We start from the raw sequence: 24,668 nt of genomic DNA, 5'->3' as shown, positions 1-24,668 counted from the left end.
GCAGCCGCCGGGCCGCAGACGACCACGATGCCCGCACCTCCGCACTGCACGGGCGGTCGTGACATCAGCCGCTACCGCGGCGGGGCGAACGAGGAGACACAGTGAGTGTGACGGCAGCGAAGGGATTCACGGCGGCGGGCATCGCCGCCGGGATCAAGGAGAACGGCAACCCCGACCTGGCCCTCGTGGTCAACAACGGCCCCCGGCGCGCCGCCGCCGGCGTCTTCACCTCCAACCGCGTCAAGGCCGCGCCCGTGCTCTGGTCCGAACAGGTCCTCAAGAGCGGGCAGTTGTCCGCGGTCGTCCTCAACTCCGGCGGCGCCAACGCCTGCACCGGCCCCAAGGGCTTCCAGGACACCCACGCCACCGCCGAGAAGGCCGCCGAGCTGCTGGGCGTCGGCGCGGGCGAGATCGCCGTCTGCTCCACCGGCCTCATCGGCGTCCTGCTCCCCATGGACAAGCTGCTCCCGGGTGTCGGCACCGCCGTCGCCCAGCTCTCGGAGCACGGCGGCGAGAAGGCCGCCATCGCCATCAAGACCACGGACACCGTCCACAAGACGTCCGTCGTGTCCGGGGGAGGCTGGACCGTCGGCGGCATGGCCAAGGGCGCGGGCATGCTCGCCCCCGGCCTCGCCACCATGCTCGTCGTCCTCACCACCGACGCCGACGTCGACAGCGAGACCCTGGACCGGGCGCTGCGCGCCGCCACCCGGGTCACCTTCGACCGCGTCGACTCCGACGGCTGCATGTCCACCAACGACACCGTGCTGCTGCTCGCCTCCGGCGCCTCCGAAGTCACCCCGGAGTACGACGACTTCGCCGAGGCCGTACGGCAGGTGTGCGACGACCTCGGGCAGCAGCTCATCCGCGACGCCGAGGGCGCCAGCAAGGACATCAAGGTCGAGGTGGTGGGCGCCGCCACCGAGGACGACGCCGTCGAGGTGGGCCGCTCCATCGCCCGCAACAACCTCCTGAAGTGCGCCGTCCACGGCGAGGACCCCAACTGGGGCCGCGTCCTCTCCGCCATCGGCACCACGCAGGCCGCCTTCGAGCCCGACCGGCTCAACGTCGCCATCAACGGCGTCTGGGTGTGCAAGAACGGCGGCGTCGGCGAGGACCGCGACCAGGTCGACATGCGCTACCGCGAGGTGCACATCGTCGCCGACCTGGCCGCCGGCGACGCCACCGCCACCATCTGGACCAACGACCTCACCGCCGACTACGTCCACGAGAACAGCGCCTATTCCTCATGACCGTCACCCGCAAGCACACCGCGCTGCCCAAGGCGCAGATCCTCATCGAGGCGCTGCCCTGGCTGACCCGGCACCACGGCAGGACCGTCGTCATCAAGTTCGGCGGCAACGCCATGGTCGACGAGGACCTGAAGGCCGCGTTCGCCCAGGACGTCGTCTTCCTGCGGCACGCCGGACTGAAACCCGTCGTCGTGCACGGCGGCGGTCCGCAGATCAGCCGCGCGCTCGAGACCCACGGCATCGTCAGCGAGTTCAAGGCCGGCCTGCGCGTCACCACCGAGGACGCCATGGACGTCGTGCGCATGGTGCTCGCCGGACAGGTCCAGCGGGAGCTGGTCGGACTGCTCAACCGGCACGGCCCGCTCGCCGTCGGCCTCACCGGCGAGGACGCGCACACCCTCACCGCCACCAAGCACCGGCCCCGGATCGACGGAGAAGCGGTCGACATCGGGCGGGTGGGCGAGATCACCGAGATCGACACGGGCGCGATCGAGGCCCTGCTCGCCGACGGCCGCATCCCGGTCGTCTCCTCGATCGCCCGCAGCCAGGACGACCACCATGTCTACAACGTCAATGCTGATACGGCGGCTGCGGCACTCGCTGCTGCTCTGGGCGCCGAAACCCTCATGGTCCTCACGGACGTCGAGGGCCTCTACGAGGACTGGCCCCACAGCGACGAGGTGATCAGCCGTCTCACCGCGTCCCAGCTCGAGAAGCTCCTGCCGGAGCTGTCCTCGGGCATGGTGCCCAAGATGGAGGGCTGCCTGCACGCCGTGCGCAACGGCGTGACCACCGCCCGCGTCATCGACGGCCGGGTCCAGCACTCGATCCTGCTGGAGATCTTCACGGACGAGGGCATCGGCACCATGGTCGTGCCCGACGAACAGGGGGAGTCGTGAGCAACGCGGAACTGACCGCCCGCTGGCAGGGCGCGCTGATGAACAACTACGGCACGCCCCGCCTCCCCCTCGTGCGCGGCGAGGGCCAGCGGCTCTGGGACGCCGACGGCACGGAGTACCTCGACTTCGTCGGCGGCATCGCCACCAACGCCCTCGGCCACGGCCACCCGGCGATCGTCGAGGCCGTCACCCGGCAGATCTCCTCCCTCGGCCACATCTCCAACCTCTTCCTCGCCGAGCCGACCGTGGCCCTGGCCGAGCGGCTGCTGCAGCTCTTCGGCCGGGACGGCAGGGTCTTCTTCTGCAACTCCGGAGCCGAGGCCAACGAGGCCGCCTTCAAGATCGGCCGCCTCACCGGCCGCACCCACGTCGTCGCCACCGAGGGCGCCTTCCACGGCCGCACCATGGGCGCCCTCGCGCTCACCGGGCAGGCCGGCAAGCGGGAGCCGTTCCTGCCGCTGCCCGGCGACGTCACCCACGTGCCGTTCGGGGACGCCCAGGCGCTGGACGCGGCCGTCACCGAGGACACGGCCCTGGTCGTCCTCGAACCCATACAGGGCGAACGGGGTGTCGTGGTCCCGCCCGCCGGCTACCTCAAGGCGGCCCGCGCCATCACGGCCGCCAAGGGCGCGCTGCTCGTGCTCGACGAGGTGCAGACCGGTGTCGGCCGGACCGGCGACTGGTTCGCGTACCAGGCCCACGAGGGCGTGCTGCCGGACGTCGTCACCCTCGCCAAGCAGCTCGGCGGCGGACTGCCGCTCGGCGCCACCGTCGCCTTCGGCCGCGCGGCCCAGCTCCTCCAGCCCGGCCACCACGGCACGACCTTCGGCGGCAACCCGGTCGCCTGCGCCGCCGGCCTCGCGGTGCTCGACACCATCGCCGGCGAGGGACTGCTGGAGAACGCCAAACGGCAGGGTGAGAAGCTCCGCGAGGGGATCGAGGGCCTCGGGCACGCCTTGATCGACCACGTCCGGGGAGCGGGCCTGCTCCTGGGTATCGTGCTCACCGAGCCGCTCGCGCCCCAGGCGCAACAGGCGGCTCAGGACGCCGGGTTCCTCGTGAACGCCGCCGCCCCCGACGTCGTCCGGCTGATGCCGCCGCTGAACCTCGGGGACGACGCGGTGGCCGCGCTCCTCGGGGCGCTGCCCGGCATCCTGGACGCCGCCGGACGCGCGGACGGGGAAGGACGAGCCGGAGAATGAGACGACGATGAGCCAGCAGGACCAGGGGCGTACGGCCGGGCAGGCGGGGCAGGGCGGTCAGACCGCGCAGGCCGGGCCCGCCGTGCCGCAGACCCGCACCGCGCGCCACCGCCGGATCGTGGACATCCTCAACCGGCAGCCGGTGCGGTCCCAGAGCCAGCTCGCGAAGCTGCTCGCCGACGACGGGCTGAGCGTCACCCAGGCGACGCTCTCCCGCGACCTCGACGAGCTGAACGCGGTGAAGATCCGCAACAACGACGGGGACCTGATCTACGCGGTGCCGAGCGAGGGGGGGTTCCGCACGCCGCGCGCGCCCTTGGGGGAGTCCGCCAAGGAGGAGCGGATGCGCAGGCTCTCGCAGGAGCTGCTGATCTCCGCGGAGGCCTCCGCGAACCTGGTCGTGCTGCGGACGCCTCCGGGGGCCGCGCAGTTCCTCGCGTCCGCGATCGACCAGGCCGAGCTGCACGACATCCTCGGCACCATCGCCGGGGACGACACGCTGCTGCTGATCAGCAGGGAGCCCACGGGTGGGCAGGCGCTCGCCGATCACATGCTGCGGCTGGCTCAGAACGGGCAGTGAGGGGGCGCTTCGGTCCGCTGCCGGGTGCGGGTCCGAGGGGACCGGTCGCGCGGTTCCCGCGCCCCTCGCGGGGCGCCGGTCAGCCCAGCCAGTCGGCGAGGTCGCCGGTGCAGCGGACCTCGTCGCCCGCGGTGATCAGGAGGCCCTCCGCGTCGGGCAGGGAGTCCAGCCAGCGCAGGCCCTCCCGCGAGCCCCTCGCGAAGGCCGCCGTGGCCCAGCAGTCCGCCCAGGTCAGGCGGGGGGCGACCACCGTCACCGCGACCAGGTCGGTCACCGCGGGGCGGCCCGTGCGCGGGTCCACGATGTGGTCGCCGCGCTCCGCGGTCCCGGACGTCGCCACCGCCAGCTCCCGCGCCCCGGCCGCGGAGACCACCGCGGCGAGGCCGCCCGGACGCAGCGGGTCCGACACCCCGACCCGCCAGGGCCGGCCCGTACCGGGTGAGCCGAGCAGCTGGACGTCGCCGCCGCCGTTGACGCTCACCCCCGAGGCCCCCGCCGCCAGGAGCCGCCGCGCCGCGCGCTCGGTGGCCCAGCCCTTGACGATCCCGGTCGGGTCGAGCCGCCCCCGGTACCGCGCGCTGAACCAGCCCTCGCTGATCCGTTCCGCCTCCGCGGCCAGCTCCAGCACCTCGGCGACCTCGGGATCGCACGCACCGGCGTCCAGCTCGCCGCGTGCCAGCCGGGAGATCTGGCTGTCCTCGCGGTAGGTGCTGAAGACCTCGTCCACCCGGCGCAGTCCGGCCGCGGCCGCCTCCAGCGCCGCGCGCACCGCGCCGGGTTCCCCGCCGCGGACGTCGAGGGAGAAGACGGTCCCCATCGTCTCCACCACCTGACGCACCGCGGCGGGCGCCTCAACGGGTTCCGTCACCGCGTCAGCCACCGGCCCCGTCCAGGGCCGACTGGAGGGACTGCTGGTAGCCGTCGCTGGTGTAGGTGGCGCCCGACACGGCGTCGATGTCCGCGCCCTGCGCCTGTACCGCCGCCTGGTTGAGCCTGGGCACGGCGGTGGAGGTGATCTGGTCGCTCCGGCCGCCCCGGGGGGCCTGGACGGCTTCGGCCCGGGTGATCCTGCCGCCGCTGACGGTGATCCGTACCTGCACCGGGCCGTACTGGGTCCGCGCGACCTCGCCCGTGACCGTCCGCGCCTCGGCCGCGCCGCCGCCCCCCGCGTCGGCGGGCCCGGCGGCGCGCGCCTTGTCCAGCGCCGACTGGAGGGACCGCTGGTACCCGACGCTGGTGTACGTCGCGCCGGAGACGGCGTCGATCTCGGCGCTCTGGGCGGCCACCGCCGCCTGGTTGAGCCTGGGCACGGCGGTGGAGGTGATCTGGTCGCTCCGGCCGCCCCGGGGGGCCTGGACGGCTTCGGCCCGGGTGATCCTGCCGCCGCTGACGGTCAGCCGCACCTGCACCGCCCCGTACCGGGTCCGCACCGCGTCACCGGTGACCGTGCCGTCCCCGATGGGCCGGGCGCCGCCCTGCACGGACTCCGCCGCGGGCGGGGCGCCGCCCGCGGCCGCGGCCGCCCCCGGGTCGGACGCGGGTTTCAGCGACAGCAGCAGCACGATCCCGGACACGGTGGCGGCGGTCGCCAGAACGGCACGCCGGACGGGGTGACTCTTCCTCATCGCTTCTCAGGCTCCTGACGGGTAACGGGCGACCGGGGCCGACGGCCCGCCGCTCACATCTCGAACGACTCGTGGTGGATACGGCGCGCGGGGACCCCCGCGTCGCGCAGGGCCGCGTACACCTGCCGGGCGAATCCGGGCGGCCCGCACAGGAAGACGTCGTGGCGGTCGACGTCCGGGATCTTGCGCCGCAGGCTCTCCGCCGAGATGTCCGGACGCTCCCCGCCGGGGCTGTTCACCGCGTACATCAGGCGGGCGCCCCGCTCGTCGGCGATCTTCGCCAGCTCGCCCCACAGCGCCAGGTCCTGCGTGCTGTTGGCCCGGTACAGCAGGGTGATGTCCCCGGAGGCGCCGGGCAGCGTCTCGAACAGGGCGCGCATCGGGGTGATGCCCACCCCGCCCGCGACCAGCAGCACCTTGCCGCGGCTGCGGCGCTGCGCGGTCAGCGCCCCGTACGGGCCCTCCGCCCACACCCGGGTGCCGGGCTCCAGCTCGCGCAGCCGGGTGCTGTGGTCGCCGATCGCCTTGACGGTGATCCGCAGCATGTCCGGGCGGGGCGCCGCGGACAGCGAGTACGGGTGGGAGCTGAACCGCATCCCGGGCGCCAGGAACCGCCAGCGGAAGAACTGCCCGGCCTCCGCGCCCATCCGGTGCAGCCTGCGTCCGCCGATCAGCACCGACACGACGCCCGGCGTCTCCTCGACCACCGCCCGGACCCGCATCCGGTGCCGCAGGTTCAGCCGGATCGGGGTGATGATCCGGTACCACAGGACCAGCACGGTCACGGCGCCGTAGAGCCCGTACCAGAAGGTCTTCGCGGACGGGGTGACGGCGAACTCGTTGCCGGCGGCGATCTGGTGCCAGAACGTCAGGAACACCGCCGCGTACGTCAGCAGGTGCACGTGGTACCAGCCGTCGTACGGCAGCCGGCGCCGGACCGGGCCCACCGACAGCAAGGCGATCACGAACAGCAGGCCGGTGCCGAGGGCGGCCTTGCCCATGTCCGGCAGCGTGGTGACGGAGGTGATCGTCTGCGACACGATGTCGGCGAGGGTCCGGCCGGCCTGCCGGGCGTAGCCCCACATGATCAGGAAGACGTGGGCGATCACCAGGCTGACGGTGTAGCGGCCGCTCATCGCGTGCCAGCGGGCGACCCGGTCCGAGCCCACCCGCCGTTCCAGGGCGGGCACCCGTGCCATCTGCAGCACGACCAGGGCCATCAGGTATCCGGCGAGCAGGCCGGTGATCCGGCCGGCGGCGATGATCCTCCCGGTGGTGTCCGCGATGGACGGTGTGCTGGTCCACCACAGCCACAGCACGGCCACCGCGCCCGCGGCCACGGCGAGCAGCAGCGGCACGGCGGGGGAGCGGCGCGGACGGATGCGGCGCATCGTCTGGCGGCGGGCGGCACGGCCGCCGGCGAGCGTGGTGGTCACGGTTCCTCCGTGGGACTCGGCCCTTGGCCCTCACATACGTGCCGCCACGCCGGGGCGTTCAGCGGGAACCGTGGATCCGCCGCCCGTTTCGGCAGCGGGCGGTCGCGGTGCGCCCGCCGGGTCGCGCCGATCGCGAGGTGGGGGGCCCGCACGGGGCCGGCCCGGCGCAGGATCTGCCGCGTCGCGCTCTTCGGCACGGTCACGCACCGGGCGGTGGTGGGCGAAGTCCACCGCCGGGGCGTGGGCGTACCGCGCGGCAGGTGATCAGGCGCTCGGCCCGGCCGGCTCACATGCCGGACGGGGGCAGCGGCAACGGCAGCCCGGGAAGCCCGTCCAGGCTGGTCGCGACGTGCTCCTTCTTGGTGAAGTACGCGTCGAGGGAGGCGTCGTCCTCCCTGGCGAACCGCTTCTCGTGCAGGTCCCGCTCGCCCTCGTAGGCCATGAAGGGCACGGCGTACCCGCAGGTGTCGCGGATCAGCTCGGCCCGCACGACCACGACCGCGCGCAGGCCGTGGGTCCACGGGTCGATGGAGGGGAAGCGGGCGAGCAGCTCCGTGAACCGCGGGTCGTCACGGAACACGGGCTCCCCGCGGCCGTGCACGCGCACGATGGTCGGCGGTCCCTGGAAGGCGCACCACATCAGGGTGATCCGGCCGTTCTCGCGGAGGTGGGCGATGGTCTCGGCGTTGGATCCCGCGAAGTCGAGGTAGGCGACGGTGAGCTCGTCGAGGACCGCGAAGGATCCCTTGAGCCCCTTGGGGGAGAGGTTGACCGTGCCGTCGGCGGACAGGGGGGCGGTGGCGGTGAAGAAGAGGGGCTGCTCCTCGATGAAGGTGCGGAGCCGCCCGCCGATGCGCTCATACGTTTTTCCCATGTCCACCGATTATCCGGGCAGACCTTTCGTCTGTCTAAGTATTTGACGAGGTCCGTCCGGAGGGGCGGGAGGGGGGAAGCGGGGAGAGCTGTGGCCGTCCCGGCCGGCGTGTGTGCGGGGCGGCCACAGCGCCTGTGCCCGGTGAGTCGTACGCGCAAGCGGTCCCCCGCGTTCACCTTTCACGCGGAAGCGGTGCGGCGGGGGTCCTGGCGGACCCCCGCGAACAGGCGGATTGACGAATCATGCGGACTCCTGCATACTCATGCATGTCAGCGAATGCACTGTGAGGAGAAACCCCGTGACCGAGCGCGTCGTACTCGCCTACTCAGGCGGTCTGGACACCTCCGTCGCCATCGGCTGGATCGCCGAGGAGACGGGCGCCGAGGTCATCGCCGTTGCGGTCGACGTCGGCCAGGGCGGCGAGGACCTGGACGTCATCCGCAAGCGCGCGCTCGCCTGCGGTGCCGTCGAGGCCGAGGTCGCGGACGCCAAGGACGAGTTCGCCGAGGAGTACTGCCTTCCGGCGATCAAGGCCAACGCCCTCTACATGGACCGCTACCCGCTGGTCTCCGCGCTGTCCCGGCCGACGATCGTCAAGCACCTCGTCGCCGCCGCGCAGAAGCACGGCGCCACCACCGTCGCCCACGGCTGCACCGGCAAGGGCAACGACCAGGTCCGCTTCGAGGCCGGCATCGTCGCCCTCGCCCCCGATCTCAAGTGCATCGCCCCGGTCCGCGACTACGCGATGACCCGCGACAAGGCCATCGCCTTCTGCGAGGCCAAGGGCCTGCCGATCGCCACCACCAAGAAGTCCCCGTACTCCATCGACCAGAACGTCTTCGGGCGCGCCGTCGAGACCGGCTTCCTCGAGGACATCTGGAACGCGCCCATCGAGGACGTCTACGAGTACACCCAGAACCCGGCCGTGGCCCGGGAGCCCGACGAGGTGATCATCACCTTCAAGGAGGGCGTCCCGGTCGCCGTCGACGGCAGGGCCGTCACCGTCCTCCAGGCGATCCAGCAGCTCAACGAGCGCGCCGGCGCCCAGGGCGTGGGCCGGATCGACATGGTCGAGGACCGCCTCGTCGGCATCAAGTCCCGCGAGGTCTACGAGGCCCCCGGCGCGATCGCCCTGATCACCGCCCACCAGGAGCTGGAGAACGTCACGGTCGAGCGCGAGCTGGCCCGCTACAAGCGGCAGGTCGAGCAGCGCTGGGGCGAGCTGGTCTACGACGGCCAGTGGTTCTCCCCGCTGAAGCGCGCCCTCGACGGCTTCATCGCCGAGGCCAACCAGCACGTCAACGGAGACATCCGGATGACCCTGCACGGCGGCCGGGCCGTCGTCACCGGCCGGCGCTCGCAGTCGTCGCTGTACGACTTCAACCTGGCCACCTACGACACCGGCGACACCTTCGACCAGGCCGCGGCCAAGGGCTTCATCGACATCTACAGCCTGTCGTCGAAGATCGCGGCCAAGCGCGACCTCGCCTGAGCGCACAGCGCCTGGCGACCCCTCACACGCACTGTCCTGACAGCCGCCTCCTCACACGCCCGTGGGGAGGCGGCGGCACATCCGGAACCCCCGAGGAGCACGCAAGTGAGCAGCAACAGCGGTGACGTCCGGCTCTGGGGCGGCCGTTTCGCCGACGGTCCCGCCGAGGCCCTGGCGAAACTGTCCGCGTCCGTCCACTTCGACTGGCGGCTCGCCTCCTACGACATCGCCGGTTCCCGCGCCCACGCGCGCGTACTGCACACGGCGGGCCTGCTCACCGAGGACGAGCTGACCCGCATGCTCGACGGCCTCGACCGGCTCGAGGACGACGTCGCCTCCGGCGCCTTCACCGGCACCATCGCCGACGAGGACGTCCACACCGCCCTCGAGCGCGGCCTGCTGGAGCGGCTCGGCCCCGACCTCGGCGGCAAGCTGCGCGCCGGACGGTCCCGCAACGACCAGGTCGCCACCCTCTTCCGGATGTACCTGCGCGACCACGCCCGGATCATCGGCGGCCTCGTCGCCGACCTCCAGGACGCGCTGATCGGGCTCGCCGAGGCCCACCCGGACGTGGCGATGCCCGGCCGCACCCACCTCCAGCACGCCCAGCCGGTGCTCTTCGCCCACCACGTCCTCGCCCACGTCCAGTCCCTCTCCCGGGACGCCGAGCGGCTGCGCCAGTGGGACGAGCGCACCGCCGTCTCCCCCTACGGCTCCGGCGCCCTCGCGGGCTCCTCCCTGGGCCTGGACCCCGAGGCGGTCGCCGAGGACCTCGGCTTCGAGCACGGCAGCGCCGCCAACTCCATCGACGGCACGGCCTCCCGGGACTTCGTCGCCGAGTTCGCCTTCATCACCGCGATGATCGGTGTGAACGTCTCCCGGATCGCCGAGGAGGTCATCATCTGGAACACGAAGGAGTTCTCCTTCGTGACCCTGCACGACGCCTTCTCCACGGGCTCGTCGATCATGCCGCAGAAGAAGAACCCGGACATCGCCGAGCTGGCGCGCGGCAAGTCCGGCCGCCTGATCGGCAACCTCACCGGCCTGATGGCCACCCTCAAGGCCCTCCCGCTCGCGTACAACCGCGACCTCCAGGAGGACAAGGAGCCGGTCTTCGACTCCATCGACCAGCTCGAGATCCTGCTGCCCGCCTTCACCGGGATGATGGCCACCCTCACCGTGCACCGCGAGCGCATGGAGGAACTGGCCCCGGCCGGCTTCTCCCTCGCCACCGACATCGCCGAGTGGCTGGTCCGGCAGGGTGTGCCCTTCCGCGTCGCGCACGAGGTCGCCGGCGAGTGCGTCAAGGTCGCCGAGGCGGAGGGCAAGGAGCTGGACGAGCTGACCGACGAGCAGTTCGCGAAGATCTCCGCCCACCTCACCCCGGAGGTCCGCACGGTCCTCGACGTCCCCGGCGCCCTGGCCTCCCGCGACGGCCGAGGCGGCACGGCCCCCAGCGCGGTGGCGGTCCAGCTGGCGGAGGTGAAGGAGAACGTGGCCCTCCAGCACAAGTGGGCCACGGCGAAGAAGCAGTAGGGCAGCTTCCTCGGGGACGCGGGGAACGGCGCGCCAAGCCCTGACGGCGCCGCACGTGCCGTGCCACGGAGGCACCCCCACCAGGGGCGCGGGGAACTGCGCGAACGCCCCCCCCCGCGTACCCGCACCCGCCCCCCGCGTACCCGCACCCGCCCCCCGCGTACCCGCACCCGCCCCCCGCGGCCGCCCCCGCCGCAAGGCGTGGCGCATCCACATCCCGGGTTACGTTGGCACAGCCACACCGCAGCCGACCGACGGAGCCGAGATGCCCTTCGCCCGCCTGGCCACCGCCACCACCCCCACCGCCCACCTCGGCCTCGGCCTCGCCGCGGTCGGCCGCCCCGGCTACCTCACCCTCGGCCGGGAGGCCGACCTCGGCGACGACCGCAGCGTCGAAACCCTCCGCACCCGCACCCACGAACTCCTCGACGCCGCCTACGCCCAAGGCGTGCGCTACGTCGACGCGGCCCGCTCCTACGGCCGCAGCGAGGAGTTCCTCGCGGACTGGCTGAGGAACCGCCCCGACGCCACCGACGTGGTCGTCGGCAGCAAGTGGGGCTACACCTACACGGCCGGCTGGACCACCGACGCCGAGCGCCACGAGGTCAAGGACCACTCCCTCGCCGCGTACGAACGCCAGCGCGCCGAGTCCGACGCGATCCTCGGCGACCGCCTCGACCTCTACCAGATCCACTCGGTCACCCCGGACAGCCCCGCCCTCACCGACAAGGACCTGCACGCCCGGCTCGCCGAGGCGGCGGCGCAGGGCCTCACCGTCGGCTTCTCCACCAGCGGCCCCCGCCAGGCGGACGCCGTCCGCGCGGCCCTCGCCGTCACCGTCGACGGCGAACCCCTCTTCCACACGGTGCAGTCCACCTACAACATCCTGGAGACCTCCGTCGGCCCCGCGCTGGCCGAGGCCCATGACGCCGGACTCACGGTGATCGTCAAGGAGGGCATGGCCAACGGCCGCCTGGCCGGACCGCACGCCCCCGAGCCGCTGCGCGCCGTCGCGGAGGAGGCGGGCCTCGGCTGCGACGCGGTCGCCCTCGCCGCGGTCCTGCGCCGGCCGTGGGCGGGCGTCGTCCTGTCCGGCGCGGCGACGGTCGTCCAGCTGGCCTCCAACCTGCACGCCGCGGCCGTCGACCTCACCGACGACCAGCTCGCCCGCCTGGCCCCGCTGGCCGAGAACCCCGAGGCGTACTGGCAGCACCGCGGCAGCCTGCCCTGGCACTGAGCCCGACGCCGCGTGACGTCGCAGCCGTGAGACATCCATACCCCATGTGAGACATCAATGTCTCACATGGGGTACCGTCATCTCATGGCTGTCGACCGAGACCACGTGCTGCGCAGCGCAGCCGCCCTGCTGTCCCGTAGATCCACCGCGACCATGGACGAGGTCGCCAGGGCGGCCGGGATCAGCCGCGCCACCCTGCACCGGCAGTTCGCCGGCCGGGACGCGCTGGTCCGCGCCCTCGAGGCACTGGGCATCGCCGAGTGCGAGGCCGCCCTCGCCGCTGCCCGCATCGACGAGGGGCCCGCCACCGACGCCGTGCGGCGCCTGGTCGCCGGGATCGAACCGCAGGCGGGCCTGCTCTCCTTCCTCTACTCCGAGAACGAGCTGTTCGAGGGCGAGGAGCAGAACGAGGGCTGGGCCAGGATCGACGAGAGCATCGCGGACCTGTTCCGGCGCGGTCAGTCGAGCGGCGAGTTCCGCATCGACCTCACCCCGGCCTGGCTCACCGAGGCCCTCTACGGCCTGCTCGCCTCCGCCGCCTGGGCGGTCGCCGACGGCAGGGTCGCCCCCAAGGACTTCACCCACATGATCGTCGAGCTGCTGCTCGGCGGCGTACGACGCCCGCAGGAACCGGCGACGCCGGAAGCGCCGGCGGCCAGGAAGGAATCATGACCAGCCCCATAGGGCCGCAGACCGTGGCCGAGGAGGTGCGCCGCCCCGGCCGCTGGCTCGCCCTGTCGGTCCTCGTGCTCGCCGTCCTGCTGGTGGCCGTCGACGCGACCGTCCTCGGCCTCGCCACCCCCTACATCAGCGAGGACCTCGCGCCCACCGGCTCCCAACTGCTGTGGATCGGCGACGTCTACTCGTTCGTGCTCGCCGGACTCCTCGTGTCGATGGGCAGCCTCGGCGACCGCATCGGCCGCAAGCGGATCCTGCTGTACGGCGCCGCCGCGTTCGGCGTGATCTCCGTGCTCAACGCCTACGCGCACACGCCCGAGGTGATGATCGCGGCGCGTGCCCTGCTCGGCGTCGCAGGGGCCACGCTGATGCCGGCCACCCTCGCCCTGATCCGCAACCTCTTCCACGACCCGCGCGAGCGCAGCCTCGCCATCGGCATCTGGGGCGCGACCGCCTCCGCGGGCACGGCGGTCGGCCCGGTCCTCGGCGGGCTGCTGCTCGAACACTTCTGGTGGGGCTCGGTCTTCCTGATCAACCTGCCGGTCATGGCGGTCCTCGTGATCGTCGGCATCAAGCTGCTGCCGGAGTCCCGCACGCCGGAGCCCGGCCCGTGGGACCTGACGAGCGTGGCCCTGTCGCTGGCCGGCATGATCGGCGTGGTCTACGCGGTGAAGGAGACCGCGAGCCACGGGTTCGGCGCGTCCGCCCTGACCGCGGGCCTGCTGGGCACGGCGGCCCTGTACCTGTTCGTCCGCCGCCAGTTCGTCCTCCCGAAGCCCCTCCTGGACATGCGGCTGTTCCGCAGCCGAGGGTTCAGCGGCGCGGTGCTGGCCGACCTGCTCACCGTCCTCGGCCTGTCCGGACTCGTCTTCTTCCTCTCCCAGTACTTCCAACTGGTCCAGGGAAGGCGCCCGTTCGAGGCCGGCCTCGCGGAACTCCCCGCCGCGATCGGCGCGGTGGCGGCCGGCCTGGTCGCCGGCCGGGCCGCCCGCCGCTTCTCGGTGCGCTCGGTCGTCGCCGGGGGGCTGGCGGCCATCGGCCTGTCCCTGGCCGCCCTCACCGTCATCGGCCAGTCCACCGGGTACCCCCTGCTCGGGGCGGCCCTGCTGGTCGTCGGTGCGGGCGCGGGCTTCTCGTTCACGGTGACCGCGGACGTGATCCTCTCCAGCGTCCCGAAGGAACAGGCCGGCGCGGCCTCCGCCGTCTCCGAGACGGCGTACGAACTGGGCGCGGCCCTGGGCATCGCCGTACTCGGCTCCATCGTCACCGGCGTCTACCGCGACTTCCCCGCCCCACCGGGCACCCCGGCAGCCGCCCACGAGTCCCTGGGCGGCGCGGTGGAAGCGGCGACGCACCTGCCCGCCCCCGCCGCGGAGCCCATGCTCGACGCAGCCCGCGAGGCCTTCGTGAACGGCCTCACCCTGGCAGCGGGAGCAGGAGCGGCGATCCTCCTGGCGGCCTCGGCGGCGGCGTGGCTGATGCTGAAGGACCAACAGCTGGACAACTCCTGAAGGGGCGCGGGGAACTGCGCGACAAGCCCCACTCACCCGCACGGAACCCCGAACGCGGCGGGAGCCGGCGGAGAGACTCCGCCGGCTCCCGCCGGAAAAGGGACGCCGGCCCCGCCGGGAACTACGCCGCTTCCTTCGCCTTGCTCGCGTACATGTCCACGTACTCCTGCCCCGACAGCCGCATGACCTCCGCCATCACCGAGTCGGTGACCGCCCGCAGCACGTACCGGTCGCGGTCCATGCCCTCGTAGCGGGAGAACTCCATCGCCTCGCCGAACCGCACGGTGACCCGCCCCGGCCGGGGCAGACCCGCGCCGCCCGGCTGCAGCTTGTCCGTGCCGATCATGGCGAACGGCACCACCGGCGCGCCGGTCATCAGCGTGAGCCGGGCGATGCCGGTGCGGCCGCGGTACAGGCGGCCGTCGGGGGAGCGGGTGCCCTCCGGGTAGATCCCGAAGACGTTGCCCTCCTCCAGCACCCGGCGCCCGGTCATCAGCGCGGCCACCCCGCCCCGGCCGCCGTCGCGGTCGACCGGGATCATGCCGACGCCGGTGAAGAACCACGCCATCAGCCGCCCCTTGAGGCCCTTGCCGGTGACGTACTCGTCCTTGCCGATGAAGAAGACCTGCCGGTCGCAGACGAGCGGCAGGATCATCGAGTCGATGAAGGTGAGGTGGTTGCCGGCCAGGATCACCGGACCGTCGCCCGGGATGTGCTCCGCGCCCTCCACCCGTGGGCGGAACATCAGGCGCATGATCGGACCGAGCGCTGCCTTGATGAGCGCGAAGCGGGACAACGGACCCTCCGGTGGAAGCGGACGTCGACGAATGCGGTATGAGTCTGTGCAGGTGAGGACATTACTCGCGGTCCGGTGAGTCGCGCACGTCGGCATGTGGCGGGCGACCGAGGTCTTACGGTCTCTTGACCCGGGTTCACCTGCGCGGCCGCGCCCGCGGGCGGCGCGCGACACGGCCGTCACGCTGTGACGGAACTCGCCCGGCCCGCGCTCCGCCCGGGTACCCCGGCTCCGCCGGAACGAACCGGACGCGCCGTCACACCGCCGCCCGAACACGGCAGACGTACGTCATCCGCAGGAGGGCGTACGTCATGCGACACCACCCGTGTGTTCGGCTCGCGGTCTCCCGTGCGTCAACCGAGCGCACCTACGATCGGCCCGCACCGAACGAGCCGACACAGGAGGCGTTCATGGCGACACGGGAGTCGAACGGACAGGCGAGCGGGGCCGGCCGGCGGGCCCTGCTCGGGGCGGCGGTCCTCGGCGCGGGCGGGACCGTCCTCGGACTCGGCGGCACGGCCCGGGCGGCCCAGGGCGCCGGGCACGGACGCGGCCGGGGCCTGGGCAGCCTGCCCGTGCCGACGATCATCGGCCACCGGGGCGCCAGCGGCTACCGGCCCGAGCACACCCTCGGCTCGTACCAGCTCGCCCTCGACATGGGCGCGGACATCGTCGAGGCCGGCGACCTCGTCCCCACCAAGGACGGTCACCTCGTCTGCCGGCACGAGCCGGAGATCGGCGGCACCACCGACGTCGCCGACCACCCCGAGTTCGCCGGCCGCCGCACCACCAAGACGCTGGACGGCGTCCGGGTCACCGGCTGGTTCACCGAGGACTTCACGCTCGCCGAGCTGAAGCGGCTGCGCGCCGTGGAGCGCATCCCGGCCAACCGCCCGCACAACACGCTGTACGACGGCCGCTGGGAGATCCCCACCTTCGAGGAGGTGCTGCGCTGGCAGGACGAGCAGACCCGGACACGCGGCAAGCAGGTGTGGATCTACCCCGAGCTCAAGCACCCCACCTACTTCCGCGCGCTCGGCCTCGGCCTGGAGGAGCGGGTGGCGAAACTGCTGCGCCGGCACGGCAAGGACCGCAGGAACTCACCCGTCATCCTGCAGTCGTTCGAGCCGACGGCCGTCGAGCGGCTGAACGGACTGGTCGGCAACCCGCTCGTCGTCCTGCTCGGCGCGGCGGGCACCCGCCCCTGGGACTTCACCGAGGCCGGCGATCCGCGCACCGTCGACGACCTGATCACGCCGAAGGGCCTGAAGGAGATCGCCTCCTACGCGCAGGGCATCGGTCCCACCCTCGACCTGGTCGTCCCGCGCGACGCGGCGGGCCGGCTCACCGAGCCCACCACCCTGGTCCGCGACGCCCACCGCGCGGGCCTGATCCTGCACCCCTACACCCTGCGCAACGAGAACCCGTTCCTGCCCGCGGAGTTCCGCGAGGGCGCCGACCCCGACGCCTACGGCGACGTCTTCGGCGCCTACCGCGCCTACTTCGCCACCGGCATCGACGGCGTCTTCACCGACCACCCGGACACCGGCCTGCTGGCCCGCGAGGACTTCGTCAACCGCTGATCCGCCCCGCCCCGGAAGGGGTGAGGCACGTGCGCCCCGGGCAACCCCGCCCGGGGCGCACGGGTCGTTGCGCGTGTGAGAACCGACCCGCCCCCCGCGCACGACCCGCTCTCCGCCCACGACCTGATCGCCCTGCTCGGCCCGCTGCTCGCCGCGGAGGCCGCCGCCGAGGCGTCCGGCAGCGGCGCCGAACCGGGCGACCTGGAACAGACGGTGTGGCTCCGGCTGCTCGAGCGGCTCCACCGCGACGGACCGCCGCCCGACCCGCCGCTGTGGCTGCGCCGGGCCGTCCGCGCGGAGGCCCGCCGGATCCGTCGCACGGCCCGCCGCGAGACGGCGCTGACCCGCGAACCCGCCGACGCGGACCGGCACGACCCGGAACGGCTCGCGCTCCTCGCCGCCCGCCGCCGCGCCCTGCGCGACGCCGTGCGCCGGCTCCCCGGCCGCTGCCCCGGTCTGCTCGCCGCGCTGTTGTCCCCGAGCGATCCGACATACCGGGAAATCGCAGGGGAGTTGGGTATCTCACAGGGCAGTCTCGGCCCGGAACGTTCCAGATGCCTGGGATGTCTGCGTCGTTTACTCGCGGCGGAGGTTGCGGCGCGCTGAGGACGGGGATAGGAGTGGGGGACGACAGGTGATCAGGTGAGCGGGAGGCATGCGCACATGGGCATGAGCGTGACCATCTCTGCGGCGGCCGAGCAGGACGCGGAGCAGATCTTCAGGTTGCAGTACCTGTGCTTCCAGAGCGAAGCGGCCCTCTACGGCAACTACCGCATCGATCCCCTGGTCCAGACCCTGGACTCGGTCCGCGAAGAGGTCGCGGGGGACTGCGTGTTCGTGGCCCGCCTCGGCGACGAGATCGTCGGCTCGGTACACGGCAGGATCACCGAGGACGGCGCCGCCGCGATCGGCAAGCTCTGCGTCCACCCCCGCCTCCAGGGCCACGGCATCGGCGCCCGGCTGCTCAGGGCGGCCGAGTCCGCGCTCGCCGGCGAGCGCGGCGCCCGCACCTTCCGGCTGCACGCCGGTCACCGCAGCGAGAGCAACCTCCGCCTCTACAGCAAGGTCGGCTACCAGCGCGTGGGCACGTCCCGCGGCGCCGACGGCGTACCGATGATCGTGCTGGAGAAGAAGACGGAGACCTACGCGACGACCGCCTGACCGTGACGGCGGGGGCGGCCGCCCGAGGGGGGGGCCGCCCGTCAGACCGCGGGCTCGTCGGTGCGCGCCCGGCGCAGCCAGTACACGGCGGTCAGCGGCAGCAGCACCGGGATGAAGAGGTAGCCCATCCCGTACTCGGACCACACGGTCGCGTCGGGGAACGCGGACGGGTCCACCAGTGTCCAGGTGCCGACGGTCAGCACGCCCACGAGTTCGGCGGCGCAGCACACCAGCGCCGCCTTGCGGGCCTTCTCCCCGCCGCGCACCAGCGTGTAGGTGATGAAGCCGTAGACCAGGCCGGCCAGCGCGGACAGCGTGTAGGCGAGCGGGGCCCGGTCGAACTCGGTGGCGATCTGGTAGACCGAGCGCGACACGGCGCCCACCACCATCACCCCGTACAGCCAGACCAGCAGCAGTCCGGGCCCGCCGGCCAGCCGCGTCCGGTTCGGCCGTTCCTGCGTCGCGTTCACCTCAGCCTCCCCAGATGTCGAACAGCCGCACCTCGAGCACGGTCAGCACCACACCGCTCGCGGCGACGGTCAGCGATCCCCAGCGGGTGCGCTCGCCCAGCGACAGGAAGCCCGCCGCCGGGACACAGGCGAGCGAGCCCAGCAGGTACGCCACGAAGGTCGTCGTGCCCTGCTCCGGCTCCGCGCCCCCGGCCAGCTGCACGATCCCGACCACCAGCTGCACCAGCGTCAGCAGCGTGACCACGCCCATGCCGATGAAGTGCCAGTCCTTGGTCGGCTGATCACGGTAGGCGGCCCAGCCGCACCAGGCTGCGAGCAGCAGCGCGGCGACAGCGGTCACCACGGTCAGGACATCCAGCATGGCAGGGAGCCTATTACGCCGGAGAAACCGCCCCGACGTCGGCCCCGCGGGCGCCGTCCCGGTCCGCGGCCGTGGCCCCGTAGGGTCGATGGCATGACCATTCATGCGCGCGCCCTGCTCTTCGACAACGACGGAACCCTCGTGTCCTCCCTGGACTCCGTGAACCGCTGCTGGACGCGGTGGGCCGTGGAGCACGGGCTGACGGCCGAGGACTTCGCGCGGATCGAGCTGCACGGCCGGCCGGCCGCCGAGATAGCCGCCGACCTGCTGCCCGCCGAGGCCGTGCCGGGGGCCGTCGCGCGGATCGAGGACCTGGAGGTGGCGGACGTGGCCGACGGCGGGGTCAGCCTGCTCCCCGGGACCGGCGAGTTCCTCGCCGGGCTGCCCCCCGAGCGCTGGGCCGTGGTCACCTCCGCCACCCGGCGGCTCGCCGAGGCCCGGCTCGGCGCCGCCGGCATCCTGCCCAAGACGCTGATCGCCGCCGACGACGTCACCCGCGGCAAGCCCGACCCCGAGCCCTACCTGCTCGCCGCCCGCACCCTCGGCGTGGACCCCGCCGACTGCGTCGTCTTCGAGGACGCCCCCGCCGGACTCCAGGCCGGCCGCGCCGCGGGCATGCGGACCGTGGCCTTGGCCACAACCCACCGGGCCGACGAGCTGACCGCCGATCTCGTCGTGGACGACCTGTCGGCCCTGTCCGCGCTGGTCACGGATGCCGGGATCGAGATCTCCGTACGGCCCTGACGTGCGGACTCGGGTGTCCACGACTGTCCACTATGCGGACGGCCGAGTCCGTTCAGGAGTGAACGTCTGCTTTACTGACCGCATGACCACGACGAGCGACCGCATCCCTGCGACCGAGGCGACGATGACGCCCGGTGCTCGTTGTATGTGTCTCCTCCGAATGCGCGCCTTCTAGAGGGCCCCCGCACCGCCTGAGCCTCGCGCCCCGAAGCGAGAGCCGGCTCGCGTCCGCCCGCGTGCCCCGCACGCGCGACCGAGCCACGCCCCGCGCACGTTCCTCCACGGCTTCCGCATGCCCCGCGAGTCCGTGCGCCCTGCCGCCTGCCCTGCATGCCACGTGCCCGGCGACCACGAAGCGCCGCGCACTCGACAGTGACGGAAACCCACGTGATCACCACCTCGGGCCTCACCAAGGTCTACCGCTCGCGCGGCCGCGAGGTCACCGCCCTGGACGGCGTCGACCTGCACGTCCGCGAAGGCGAGGTCTACGGCGTCATCGGCCAGTCCGGCGCCGGCAAGTCCTCCCTCATCCGCTGCGTCAACCTGCTGGAGCGTCCCACCTCGGGCACCGTGACCGTGGCCGGCCAGGACCTCACCGCGCTCGCCGGCCGCGGCCCCCGCGCCGGCCGGGAGCTCCGCCGGGCGCGCAGCCGCATCGGCATGGTCTTCCAGCACTTCAACCTGCTGTCCTCGCGCACCGTGCAGGACAACGTCGAGCTTCCGCTGGAAATCCTCGGCACCTCCGGGAAGGAACGTTCCCGCAAGGCGCTGGAGCTGCTCGACCTGGTCGGTCTCGCCGACAAGGCCAAGGCCTACCCGGCCCAGCTCTCCGGCGGCCAGAAGCAGCGCGTCGGCATCGCCCGCGCCCTCGCCGGCGACCCCAAGGTACTGCTCTCCGACGAGGCCACCAGCGCCCTGGACCCGGAGACCACCCGCTCGATCCTCCAGCTGCTGCGCGACCTCAACCGCCAGCTCGGCCTCACCGTCCTGCTCATCACGCACGAGATGGACGTCGTGAAGTCGATCTGCGACTCGGCCGCCCTCATGGAGCGGGGCCGCATCGTGGAGTCCGGCACGGTCACCGACCTGCTGGCCACCCCCGGCTCGGAACTCGCCGCCGCGCTGTTCCCCGTCGGCGGCGAGGCGGGCGGCGCCGACCGCACCGTCGTCGACGTGACCTTCCAGGGCGAGAGCGCGACCCAGCCGGTCATCTCCCAGCTCTCGCGCACCTACAACATCGACATATCGATCCTCGGCGCCGCCATCGACACCGTCGGCGGTCTCCAGGTCGGCCGCATGCGCATCGAACTGCCCGGCCGCTACGAGGACAACGTCGTGCCCATCGGCTTCCTGCGCGAGCAGGGCCTGCAGATCGACGTCGTCGGCCACGACGAGCCCGTGCTGGTGAAGGAGGGCGCCAAGTGACCTGGTCCGAGATGCAGCCGCTGCTGGAGCAGGCCTGTACCGAGACGCTGATCATGGTCGGCTGGTCCACCCTGATCGCCGTCGTCGGCGGCCTCCCGCTCGGCATCCTGCTGGTCCTCACCGACAAGGGCGGACTGCTGCAGAACACCGTGGTGAACAAGGTCATCGGACAGGTCGTGAACATCGGCCGCTCGCTGCCGTTCATCATCCTCATGGTCGCCCTGATGAACTTCACCCGCTGGATCACCGGCACCACCATCGGCAGCGAGGCCGCGATCGTGCCGCTCGCCATCGGCGGCATCCCCTTCTTCGCGCGGCTCGTCGAGACCGCCGTGCGCGAGGTGGACCACGGGCTCGTGGAGGCCGTGCAGGCGATGGGCGGCAACACCTGGACCATCGTCCGCAAGGTCCTCGTCCCCGAGGCGCTGCCCTCGCTGATCGCCTCCACGACCACCACGGTCATCGCGCTCATCGGCTACTCCGCCATGGCCGGCACGGTCGGCGGCGGCGGGCTCGGCGACCTCGCCGTCCGCTACGGCTACCAGCGCTTCGAGACCGGCCTGATGTGGATCACCGTCGCGGTCCTCGCCGTGGTCATCTCCCTCATCCAGTTCGCCGGCGACTTCGCGGCCCGCGCCCTGCACCGCCGCGGCGCCCGCTCCGGCCCCGGTCCGAAGCTGCGGCTGCTGAAGGACGGGAAGCCCGCCACGGCCGAGGCCGGCAAGGCCGCCTGAACCGGCCGGTCCTCCGGCCCCCCAGACTCCCCGTGCACCGAGACGGGGTCGCACCACCCAAGGAAAGGCACTTTTCGTGCGTAACACCGCCAAGATCACCACCGCTGTCCTCGCCGCCGGAGCCCTCACCTTCGGGCTCACCGCCTGCGGCTCGGACCAGGACGCCGCCTCCGACACCTCCGGCCCGCTGATCGTCGCCGCGAGCCCCGTGCCGCACGCCGAGATCCTGACCTTCGTCAAGGACAACCTCGCCGAGAAGGCCGGCCTCGACCTCGAGGTCAAGGAGTTCACCGACTACGTCACCCCGAACACCGCGACGGAGGACGGCTCGGTCGGCGCCAACTTCTTCCAGACCCAGCCGTACCTCGACGACTTCAACAAGAAGAACGGCACCCACATCGTGTCGGTCGTCGACGTGCACCTGGAGCCGCTCGGCCTCTACTCGGAGAAGGTGAAGGAGGCCGACGAGCTGAAGAGCGGTGCGACCGTCGCGATCCCGAACGACACCGTCAACGAGGGCCGGGCGCTGCAACTGCTCGCCGCCAACGGCCTGATCACCCTCAAGGACGGCGTCGGCACCTCGGCCACCCCCGCGGACATCACCGAGAACCCCAAGAAGCTCACCTTCAAGGAGCTCGAGGCCGCCCAGACCCCGCGCGTCCTGAACGACGTCGACGCCTCCGTGGTCAACGGCAACTACGCCATCGAGGCCGACCTGAAGCCCGCCGAGGACGCCCTGGTCCTCGAGGAGGCCAAGGACAACCCGAACAGCAACCTGCTCGCCGTCAAGGAGGGCCAGGAGGACGACCCGCGCGTGAAGAAGCTCGCGAAGCTCCTCACCTCGCCCGAGGTGAAGAAGTTCATCGAGGACACGTACGCCGGCTCGGTGCTCGCCTCCTTCTGAGCCGCCGCGACACCCTCACGCCCACCACGGCACCCGCCACGGGGTCCGACTCCGCGCCGCCCGGCGACGGGGGCGGACCCCGTGGTGCGTACCGGTGCTTTCATGCTGCATGCTGGGCAGTTCAGCAGCACCCGACGGTCTCTCAGGTTACGGAGCGGCGCATGACGAGCACCTTCCCCGACATCTCCCTCAGCACGGAGCGGTTGGTGCTGCGTCCCCTCGACGCGGACGACGTCCCCGCCCTCGCCGCGATGATGAGCGACGAGCAGGTCGGCGCCTGGACCGGCGCCCCGCAGCCGTTCACCGAGGACACCGCCCGCACCTGGATCACCGAGTACGCCCCCGCCGAACGCGCCGCCGGACACGGCCTCGACCTCGCCGTCGCCGAGTTCCTCACCCAGCGCCTGGTCGGCCTCATCCGGCTCACCCGCACCAACTGGCACGTACGGTCCACCGAGCTGTCGTACATCGTCGCCCCCTGGGCGCGCGGCGAGGGCTACGCCTCCGAGGCCGCGCTCGCCACCGCGCAGTGGCTGTTCGGCGACCAGAAGCTCCAGCGCATCGAAATGCGCACCGCCGCCGACAACACCGCCGCCCAGCAGGTCGCCCAGAAGATCGGCTGCATCAGCGAGGGCGTGCTGCGCAACGCCTGCATAGCCCGCGTCCGCACCGAGGACGGCGGCTGGAGCGAGGTGCGCACCGACTACATCGTGTGGAGCCTGCTGCCCGAGGACATCGAGGGCACGGACGGACAACTCGCCGACAGCGGCGGCTTCACCGGCTACACCGACTGGAACTGACGTCCGAGGGACGCACGCCGGGCCGCACCGGCGCGGCGGTCCGTGACCGCACCGGGTAATCTCGACAGACCGCCTCCGGGCGGAACAGCCGACGACGACCTGCGCGAACCCCAGGAGACTGACGACGATGGCCGACCGGGTCACGGTGATCGGCTGGGACGGCTCGCCGCTGACCGCCGCGGCACGCTCCGCGCTGGGCGCCGCCACCCTGGTCGCCGGCGCCGCACACCACCTGGCACTCCCCGAGGTGCCCGCCACGGCCGAGCGCATCCGCCTCGGCTCCGTCTCCCTCGCCGCCCGCCGCGTCGCCGCGCACCGCGGCACCGCGGTCGTGCTCGCCGACGGCGACCCCGGCTTCTTCGGCGTCGTACGCACCCTGCGCGCGCCGGAGTTCGGCCTGGAGGTCGAGGTCGTGCCCGCCGTCTCCTCGGTCGCCGCCGCCTTCGCCCGGGCCGGCATGCCCTGGGACGACGCGGAGGTGGTGGTCGCCCACCCGCGCACCCTGCGCCGCGCGGTGAACGTGTGCCGCGCCCACACCAAAGTGGCGGTTCTCACCTCGCCCGGCGCCGGACCCGCCGAACTGGGCCTGCTGATGGAGGGCGTCCACCGCTCCTTCGTCATCTGCGAGGAACTCGGCACCGAGCGCGAACAGGTCACCGTCGTCACCTCCGACAAGGCGGCCGACCACACCTGGCGCGACCCCAACGTGGTCATCGTCATCGGCGGCCCGGTGGCCGCCGGCGACTCCGCGGGCTGGCTCGCCGGGCGCGGCCCCGCCGCCGGACCGCGCGGCTGGACCCTGCCCGCCGAGGAGTACGGCGGCGACCTCGGCGAGGGCGAGCGCGAACCCCTGCGCACCGGCCAACTCGCCCGCCTGGGACCGGGCCTGGGCGACCTCGTCTGGGACATCGGCTGCGGCTCCGGGGCGTTCGCCACCGACGCCGCGCGGGCCGGGGCCGCCGTCATCGCCGTCGACAGCGACCGGCGCGCCTGCGCCCGCACCGACGCCGCCGCGCGCCGCCACGGGGTCCAGATGCAGATCGTCCACGGCACCGCGCCGCAGGTCCTGGAGAACCTCCCCGAGCCGGACGTGGTCCGGGTCGGCGGCGGGGGAGCGGCCGTGGTCTCCGCGGTGGCCGACCGCCGTCCGCAGCGCATCGTCACGCACGCCGCCACCCGTGACGCCGCCGAACTGATCGGCCGGAACCTGACGGAGCACGGCTACCGGGTCGAGTGCGCCCTGCTGCAGTCCGTCGAACTCGACACGCGGGCCTGGACGGAGAAGGAGCGGAGCGTGGCGTTCCTGCTCAGCGGGGTGCTGCCCGCGCGCGGTCGCTGAGCCGCCTCGCCGTCCCCCGTGATCGGTT

25 protein-coding genes are annotated in these 24,668 nt (G+C 72.7%); 18 read left to right on the top strand and 7 right to left on the bottom strand.

What is annotated here, in order from left to right; genetic code table 11:
- The first annotated feature begins 101 nt into the window (after nucleotides 1-101).
- From argJ to ACWH4W_RS27230, 4 genes are read left to right on the top strand one after another with little or no spacing between them, the layout of a single operon-like run.
- Nucleotides 102-1,253 (top strand): bifunctional glutamate N-acetyltransferase/amino-acid acetyltransferase ArgJ, encoded by a 1,152-nt coding sequence (argJ, locus tag ACWH4W_RS27245; protein WP_473078472.1) that lies wholly within the window; start codon nucleotides 102-104, stop codon nucleotides 1,251-1,253.
- Nucleotides 1,250-2,152 carry an acetylglutamate kinase gene (gene argB, locus ACWH4W_RS27240; RefSeq protein WP_106415058.1) on the top strand — a complete coding sequence of 301 codons (903 nt, stop codon included), beginning with the start codon at nucleotides 1,250-1,252 and terminating at the stop codon, nucleotides 2,150-2,152. The genes argJ and argB overlap by 4 nt, the downstream gene beginning before the upstream one ends.
- Entirely contained in the window at nucleotides 2,149-3,354 is a 1,206-nt protein-coding gene (locus ACWH4W_RS27235) for an acetylornithine transaminase (RefSeq protein WP_473078471.1), read from the top strand. The genes argB and ACWH4W_RS27235 overlap by 4 nt, the downstream gene beginning before the upstream one ends.
- Before the next feature lie 7 nt (nucleotides 3,355-3,361).
- Nucleotides 3,362-3,934 (top strand): arginine repressor, encoded by a 573-nt coding sequence (locus ACWH4W_RS27230; RefSeq protein WP_473078470.1) that lies wholly within the window; start codon nucleotides 3,362-3,364, stop codon nucleotides 3,932-3,934.
- Between the two features lie 79 nt (nucleotides 3,935-4,013).
- Here ACWH4W_RS27230 and ACWH4W_RS27225 read toward each other — a convergent pair whose 3' ends face one another.
- From ACWH4W_RS27225 to ACWH4W_RS27210, 4 genes are all read right to left on the bottom strand, one after another.
- A complete protein-coding gene (locus ACWH4W_RS27225) occupies nucleotides 4,014-4,751 on the bottom strand; it encodes an FAD:protein FMN transferase (RefSeq protein WP_473079276.1) in 738 nt (245 codons plus the stop codon).
- A gap of 55 nt (nucleotides 4,752-4,806) precedes the next feature.
- Nucleotides 4,807-5,559 (bottom strand): FMN-binding protein, encoded by a 753-nt coding sequence (locus tag ACWH4W_RS27220; protein WP_473078469.1) that lies wholly within the window; start codon nucleotides 5,557-5,559, stop codon nucleotides 4,807-4,809.
- Between the two features lie 53 nt (nucleotides 5,560-5,612).
- Complete coding sequence (locus ACWH4W_RS27215; RefSeq protein WP_473078468.1) at nucleotides 5,613-6,995, bottom strand: ferredoxin reductase family protein; 1,383 nt, start codon at nucleotides 6,993-6,995, stop codon at nucleotides 5,613-5,615.
- 286 nt (nucleotides 6,996-7,281) lie between these two features.
- Nucleotides 7,282-7,869, bottom strand: a complete 588-nt coding sequence (locus tag ACWH4W_RS27210) for a pyridoxamine 5'-phosphate oxidase family protein (protein WP_473078467.1) — start codon at nucleotides 7,867-7,869, stop codon at nucleotides 7,282-7,284.
- Between the two features lie 298 nt (nucleotides 7,870-8,167).
- Between ACWH4W_RS27210 and ACWH4W_RS27205 the strand changes: the two genes are divergently transcribed.
- From ACWH4W_RS27205 to ACWH4W_RS27185, 5 genes are all read left to right on the top strand, one after another.
- On the top strand, nucleotides 8,168-9,361 hold the full coding sequence (locus tag ACWH4W_RS27205) for an argininosuccinate synthase (protein WP_473078466.1): 1,194 nt from the start codon (nucleotides 8,168-8,170) through the stop codon (nucleotides 9,359-9,361).
- A gap of 105 nt (nucleotides 9,362-9,466) precedes the next feature.
- On the top strand, nucleotides 9,467-10,897 hold the full coding sequence (gene argH, locus ACWH4W_RS27200; protein ID WP_473078465.1) for an argininosuccinate lyase: 1,431 nt from the start codon (nucleotides 9,467-9,469) through the stop codon (nucleotides 10,895-10,897).
- 265 nt (nucleotides 10,898-11,162) lie between these two features.
- The gene (locus ACWH4W_RS27195; protein ID WP_473078464.1) at nucleotides 11,163-12,134 is read left to right on the top strand and encodes an aldo/keto reductase; all 972 of its coding nucleotides are present in this window, start codon (nucleotides 11,163-11,165) and stop codon (nucleotides 12,132-12,134) included.
- A gap of 84 nt (nucleotides 12,135-12,218) precedes the next feature.
- On the top strand, nucleotides 12,219-12,806 hold the full coding sequence (locus ACWH4W_RS27190; protein WP_473078463.1) for a TetR/AcrR family transcriptional regulator: 588 nt from the start codon (nucleotides 12,219-12,221) through the stop codon (nucleotides 12,804-12,806).
- Nucleotides 12,803-14,323 carry an MFS transporter gene (locus tag ACWH4W_RS27185; RefSeq protein WP_473078462.1) on the top strand — a complete coding sequence of 507 codons (1,521 nt, stop codon included), beginning with the start codon at nucleotides 12,803-12,805 and terminating at the stop codon, nucleotides 14,321-14,323. The genes ACWH4W_RS27190 and ACWH4W_RS27185 overlap by 4 nt, the downstream gene beginning before the upstream one ends.
- A 121-nt stretch (nucleotides 14,324-14,444) precedes the next feature.
- Here the strand turns inward: ACWH4W_RS27185 and ACWH4W_RS27180 are convergent, their stop codons facing one another.
- Nucleotides 14,445-15,119: a lysophospholipid acyltransferase family protein gene (locus ACWH4W_RS27180; protein ID WP_473078461.1), complete on the bottom strand. Its 675-nt coding sequence runs from the start codon at nucleotides 15,117-15,119 to the stop codon at nucleotides 14,445-14,447.
- A 410-nt stretch (nucleotides 15,120-15,529) separates the two neighbouring features.
- Between ACWH4W_RS27180 and ACWH4W_RS27175 the strand changes: the two genes are divergently transcribed.
- The 3 genes from ACWH4W_RS27175 to ACWH4W_RS27165 all read left to right on the top strand — a co-directional run bounded on the left by ACWH4W_RS27175 (nucleotide 15,530) and on the right by ACWH4W_RS27165 (nucleotide 17,863).
- The gene (locus ACWH4W_RS27175; protein ID WP_473078460.1) at nucleotides 15,530-16,702 is read left to right on the top strand and encodes a glycerophosphodiester phosphodiesterase; all 1,173 of its coding nucleotides are present in this window, start codon (nucleotides 15,530-15,532) and stop codon (nucleotides 16,700-16,702) included.
- 75 nt (nucleotides 16,703-16,777) lie between these two features.
- Nucleotides 16,778-17,308 (top strand): sigma-70 family RNA polymerase sigma factor, encoded by a 531-nt coding sequence (locus ACWH4W_RS27170; protein WP_473078459.1) that lies wholly within the window; start codon nucleotides 16,778-16,780, stop codon nucleotides 17,306-17,308.
- Between the two features lie 57 nt (nucleotides 17,309-17,365).
- The gene (locus ACWH4W_RS27165; protein ID WP_473079275.1) at nucleotides 17,366-17,863 is read left to right on the top strand and encodes a GNAT family N-acetyltransferase; all 498 of its coding nucleotides are present in this window, start codon (nucleotides 17,366-17,368) and stop codon (nucleotides 17,861-17,863) included.
- Nucleotides 17,864-17,904: 41 nt separating this feature from the next.
- Here ACWH4W_RS27165 and ACWH4W_RS27160 read toward each other — a convergent pair whose 3' ends face one another.
- Both ACWH4W_RS27160 and ACWH4W_RS27155 read right to left on the bottom strand, forming a co-directional pair.
- Entirely contained in the window at nucleotides 17,905-18,333 is a 429-nt protein-coding gene (locus ACWH4W_RS27160; RefSeq protein WP_473078458.1) for a hypothetical protein, read from the bottom strand.
- Nucleotide 18,334: 1 nt separating this feature from the next.
- Nucleotides 18,335-18,694 (bottom strand): hypothetical protein, encoded by a 360-nt coding sequence (locus ACWH4W_RS27155; protein ID WP_473078457.1) that lies wholly within the window; start codon nucleotides 18,692-18,694, stop codon nucleotides 18,335-18,337.
- Between the two features lie 93 nt (nucleotides 18,695-18,787).
- Between ACWH4W_RS27155 and ACWH4W_RS27150 the strand changes: the two genes are divergently transcribed.
- The 6 genes from ACWH4W_RS27150 (at nucleotide 18,788) to cbiE (ending at nucleotide 24,640) form a co-directional block, all read left to right on the top strand.
- Nucleotides 18,788-19,438, top strand: coding sequence for an HAD family hydrolase (locus ACWH4W_RS27150; protein ID WP_473078456.1), 651 nt, complete (start codon nucleotides 18,788-18,790; stop codon nucleotides 19,436-19,438).
- Between the two features lie 330 nt (nucleotides 19,439-19,768).
- Nucleotides 19,769-20,863, top strand: a complete 1,095-nt coding sequence (locus tag ACWH4W_RS27145) for a methionine ABC transporter ATP-binding protein (protein WP_473078455.1) — start codon at nucleotides 19,769-19,771, stop codon at nucleotides 20,861-20,863.
- On the top strand, nucleotides 20,860-21,597 hold the full coding sequence (locus ACWH4W_RS27140; RefSeq protein WP_473078454.1) for a methionine ABC transporter permease: 738 nt from the start codon (nucleotides 20,860-20,862) through the stop codon (nucleotides 21,595-21,597). The genes ACWH4W_RS27145 and ACWH4W_RS27140 overlap by 4 nt, the downstream gene beginning before the upstream one ends.
- A gap of 76 nt (nucleotides 21,598-21,673) precedes the next feature.
- Nucleotides 21,674-22,501 (top strand): MetQ/NlpA family ABC transporter substrate-binding protein, encoded by an 828-nt coding sequence (locus ACWH4W_RS27135; RefSeq protein ID WP_473078453.1) that lies wholly within the window; start codon nucleotides 21,674-21,676, stop codon nucleotides 22,499-22,501.
- Nucleotides 22,502-22,662: 161 nt separating this feature from the next.
- Complete coding sequence (locus ACWH4W_RS27130; protein ID WP_473078452.1) at nucleotides 22,663-23,301, top strand: GNAT family N-acetyltransferase; 639 nt, start codon at nucleotides 22,663-22,665, stop codon at nucleotides 23,299-23,301.
- 127 nt (nucleotides 23,302-23,428) lie between these two features.
- Entirely contained in the window at nucleotides 23,429-24,640 is a 1,212-nt protein-coding gene (gene cbiE / locus ACWH4W_RS27125; RefSeq protein ID WP_473078451.1) for a precorrin-6y C5,15-methyltransferase (decarboxylating) subunit CbiE, read from the top strand.
- Nucleotides 24,641-24,668 lie beyond the last annotated feature (28 nt).

The organism is Streptomyces sp. DSM 120436, from assembly GCF_055778765.1.
Note: the sequence above shows the minus strand (reverse complement) of the source record. Positions and strands in the feature narration are given on the sequence as shown.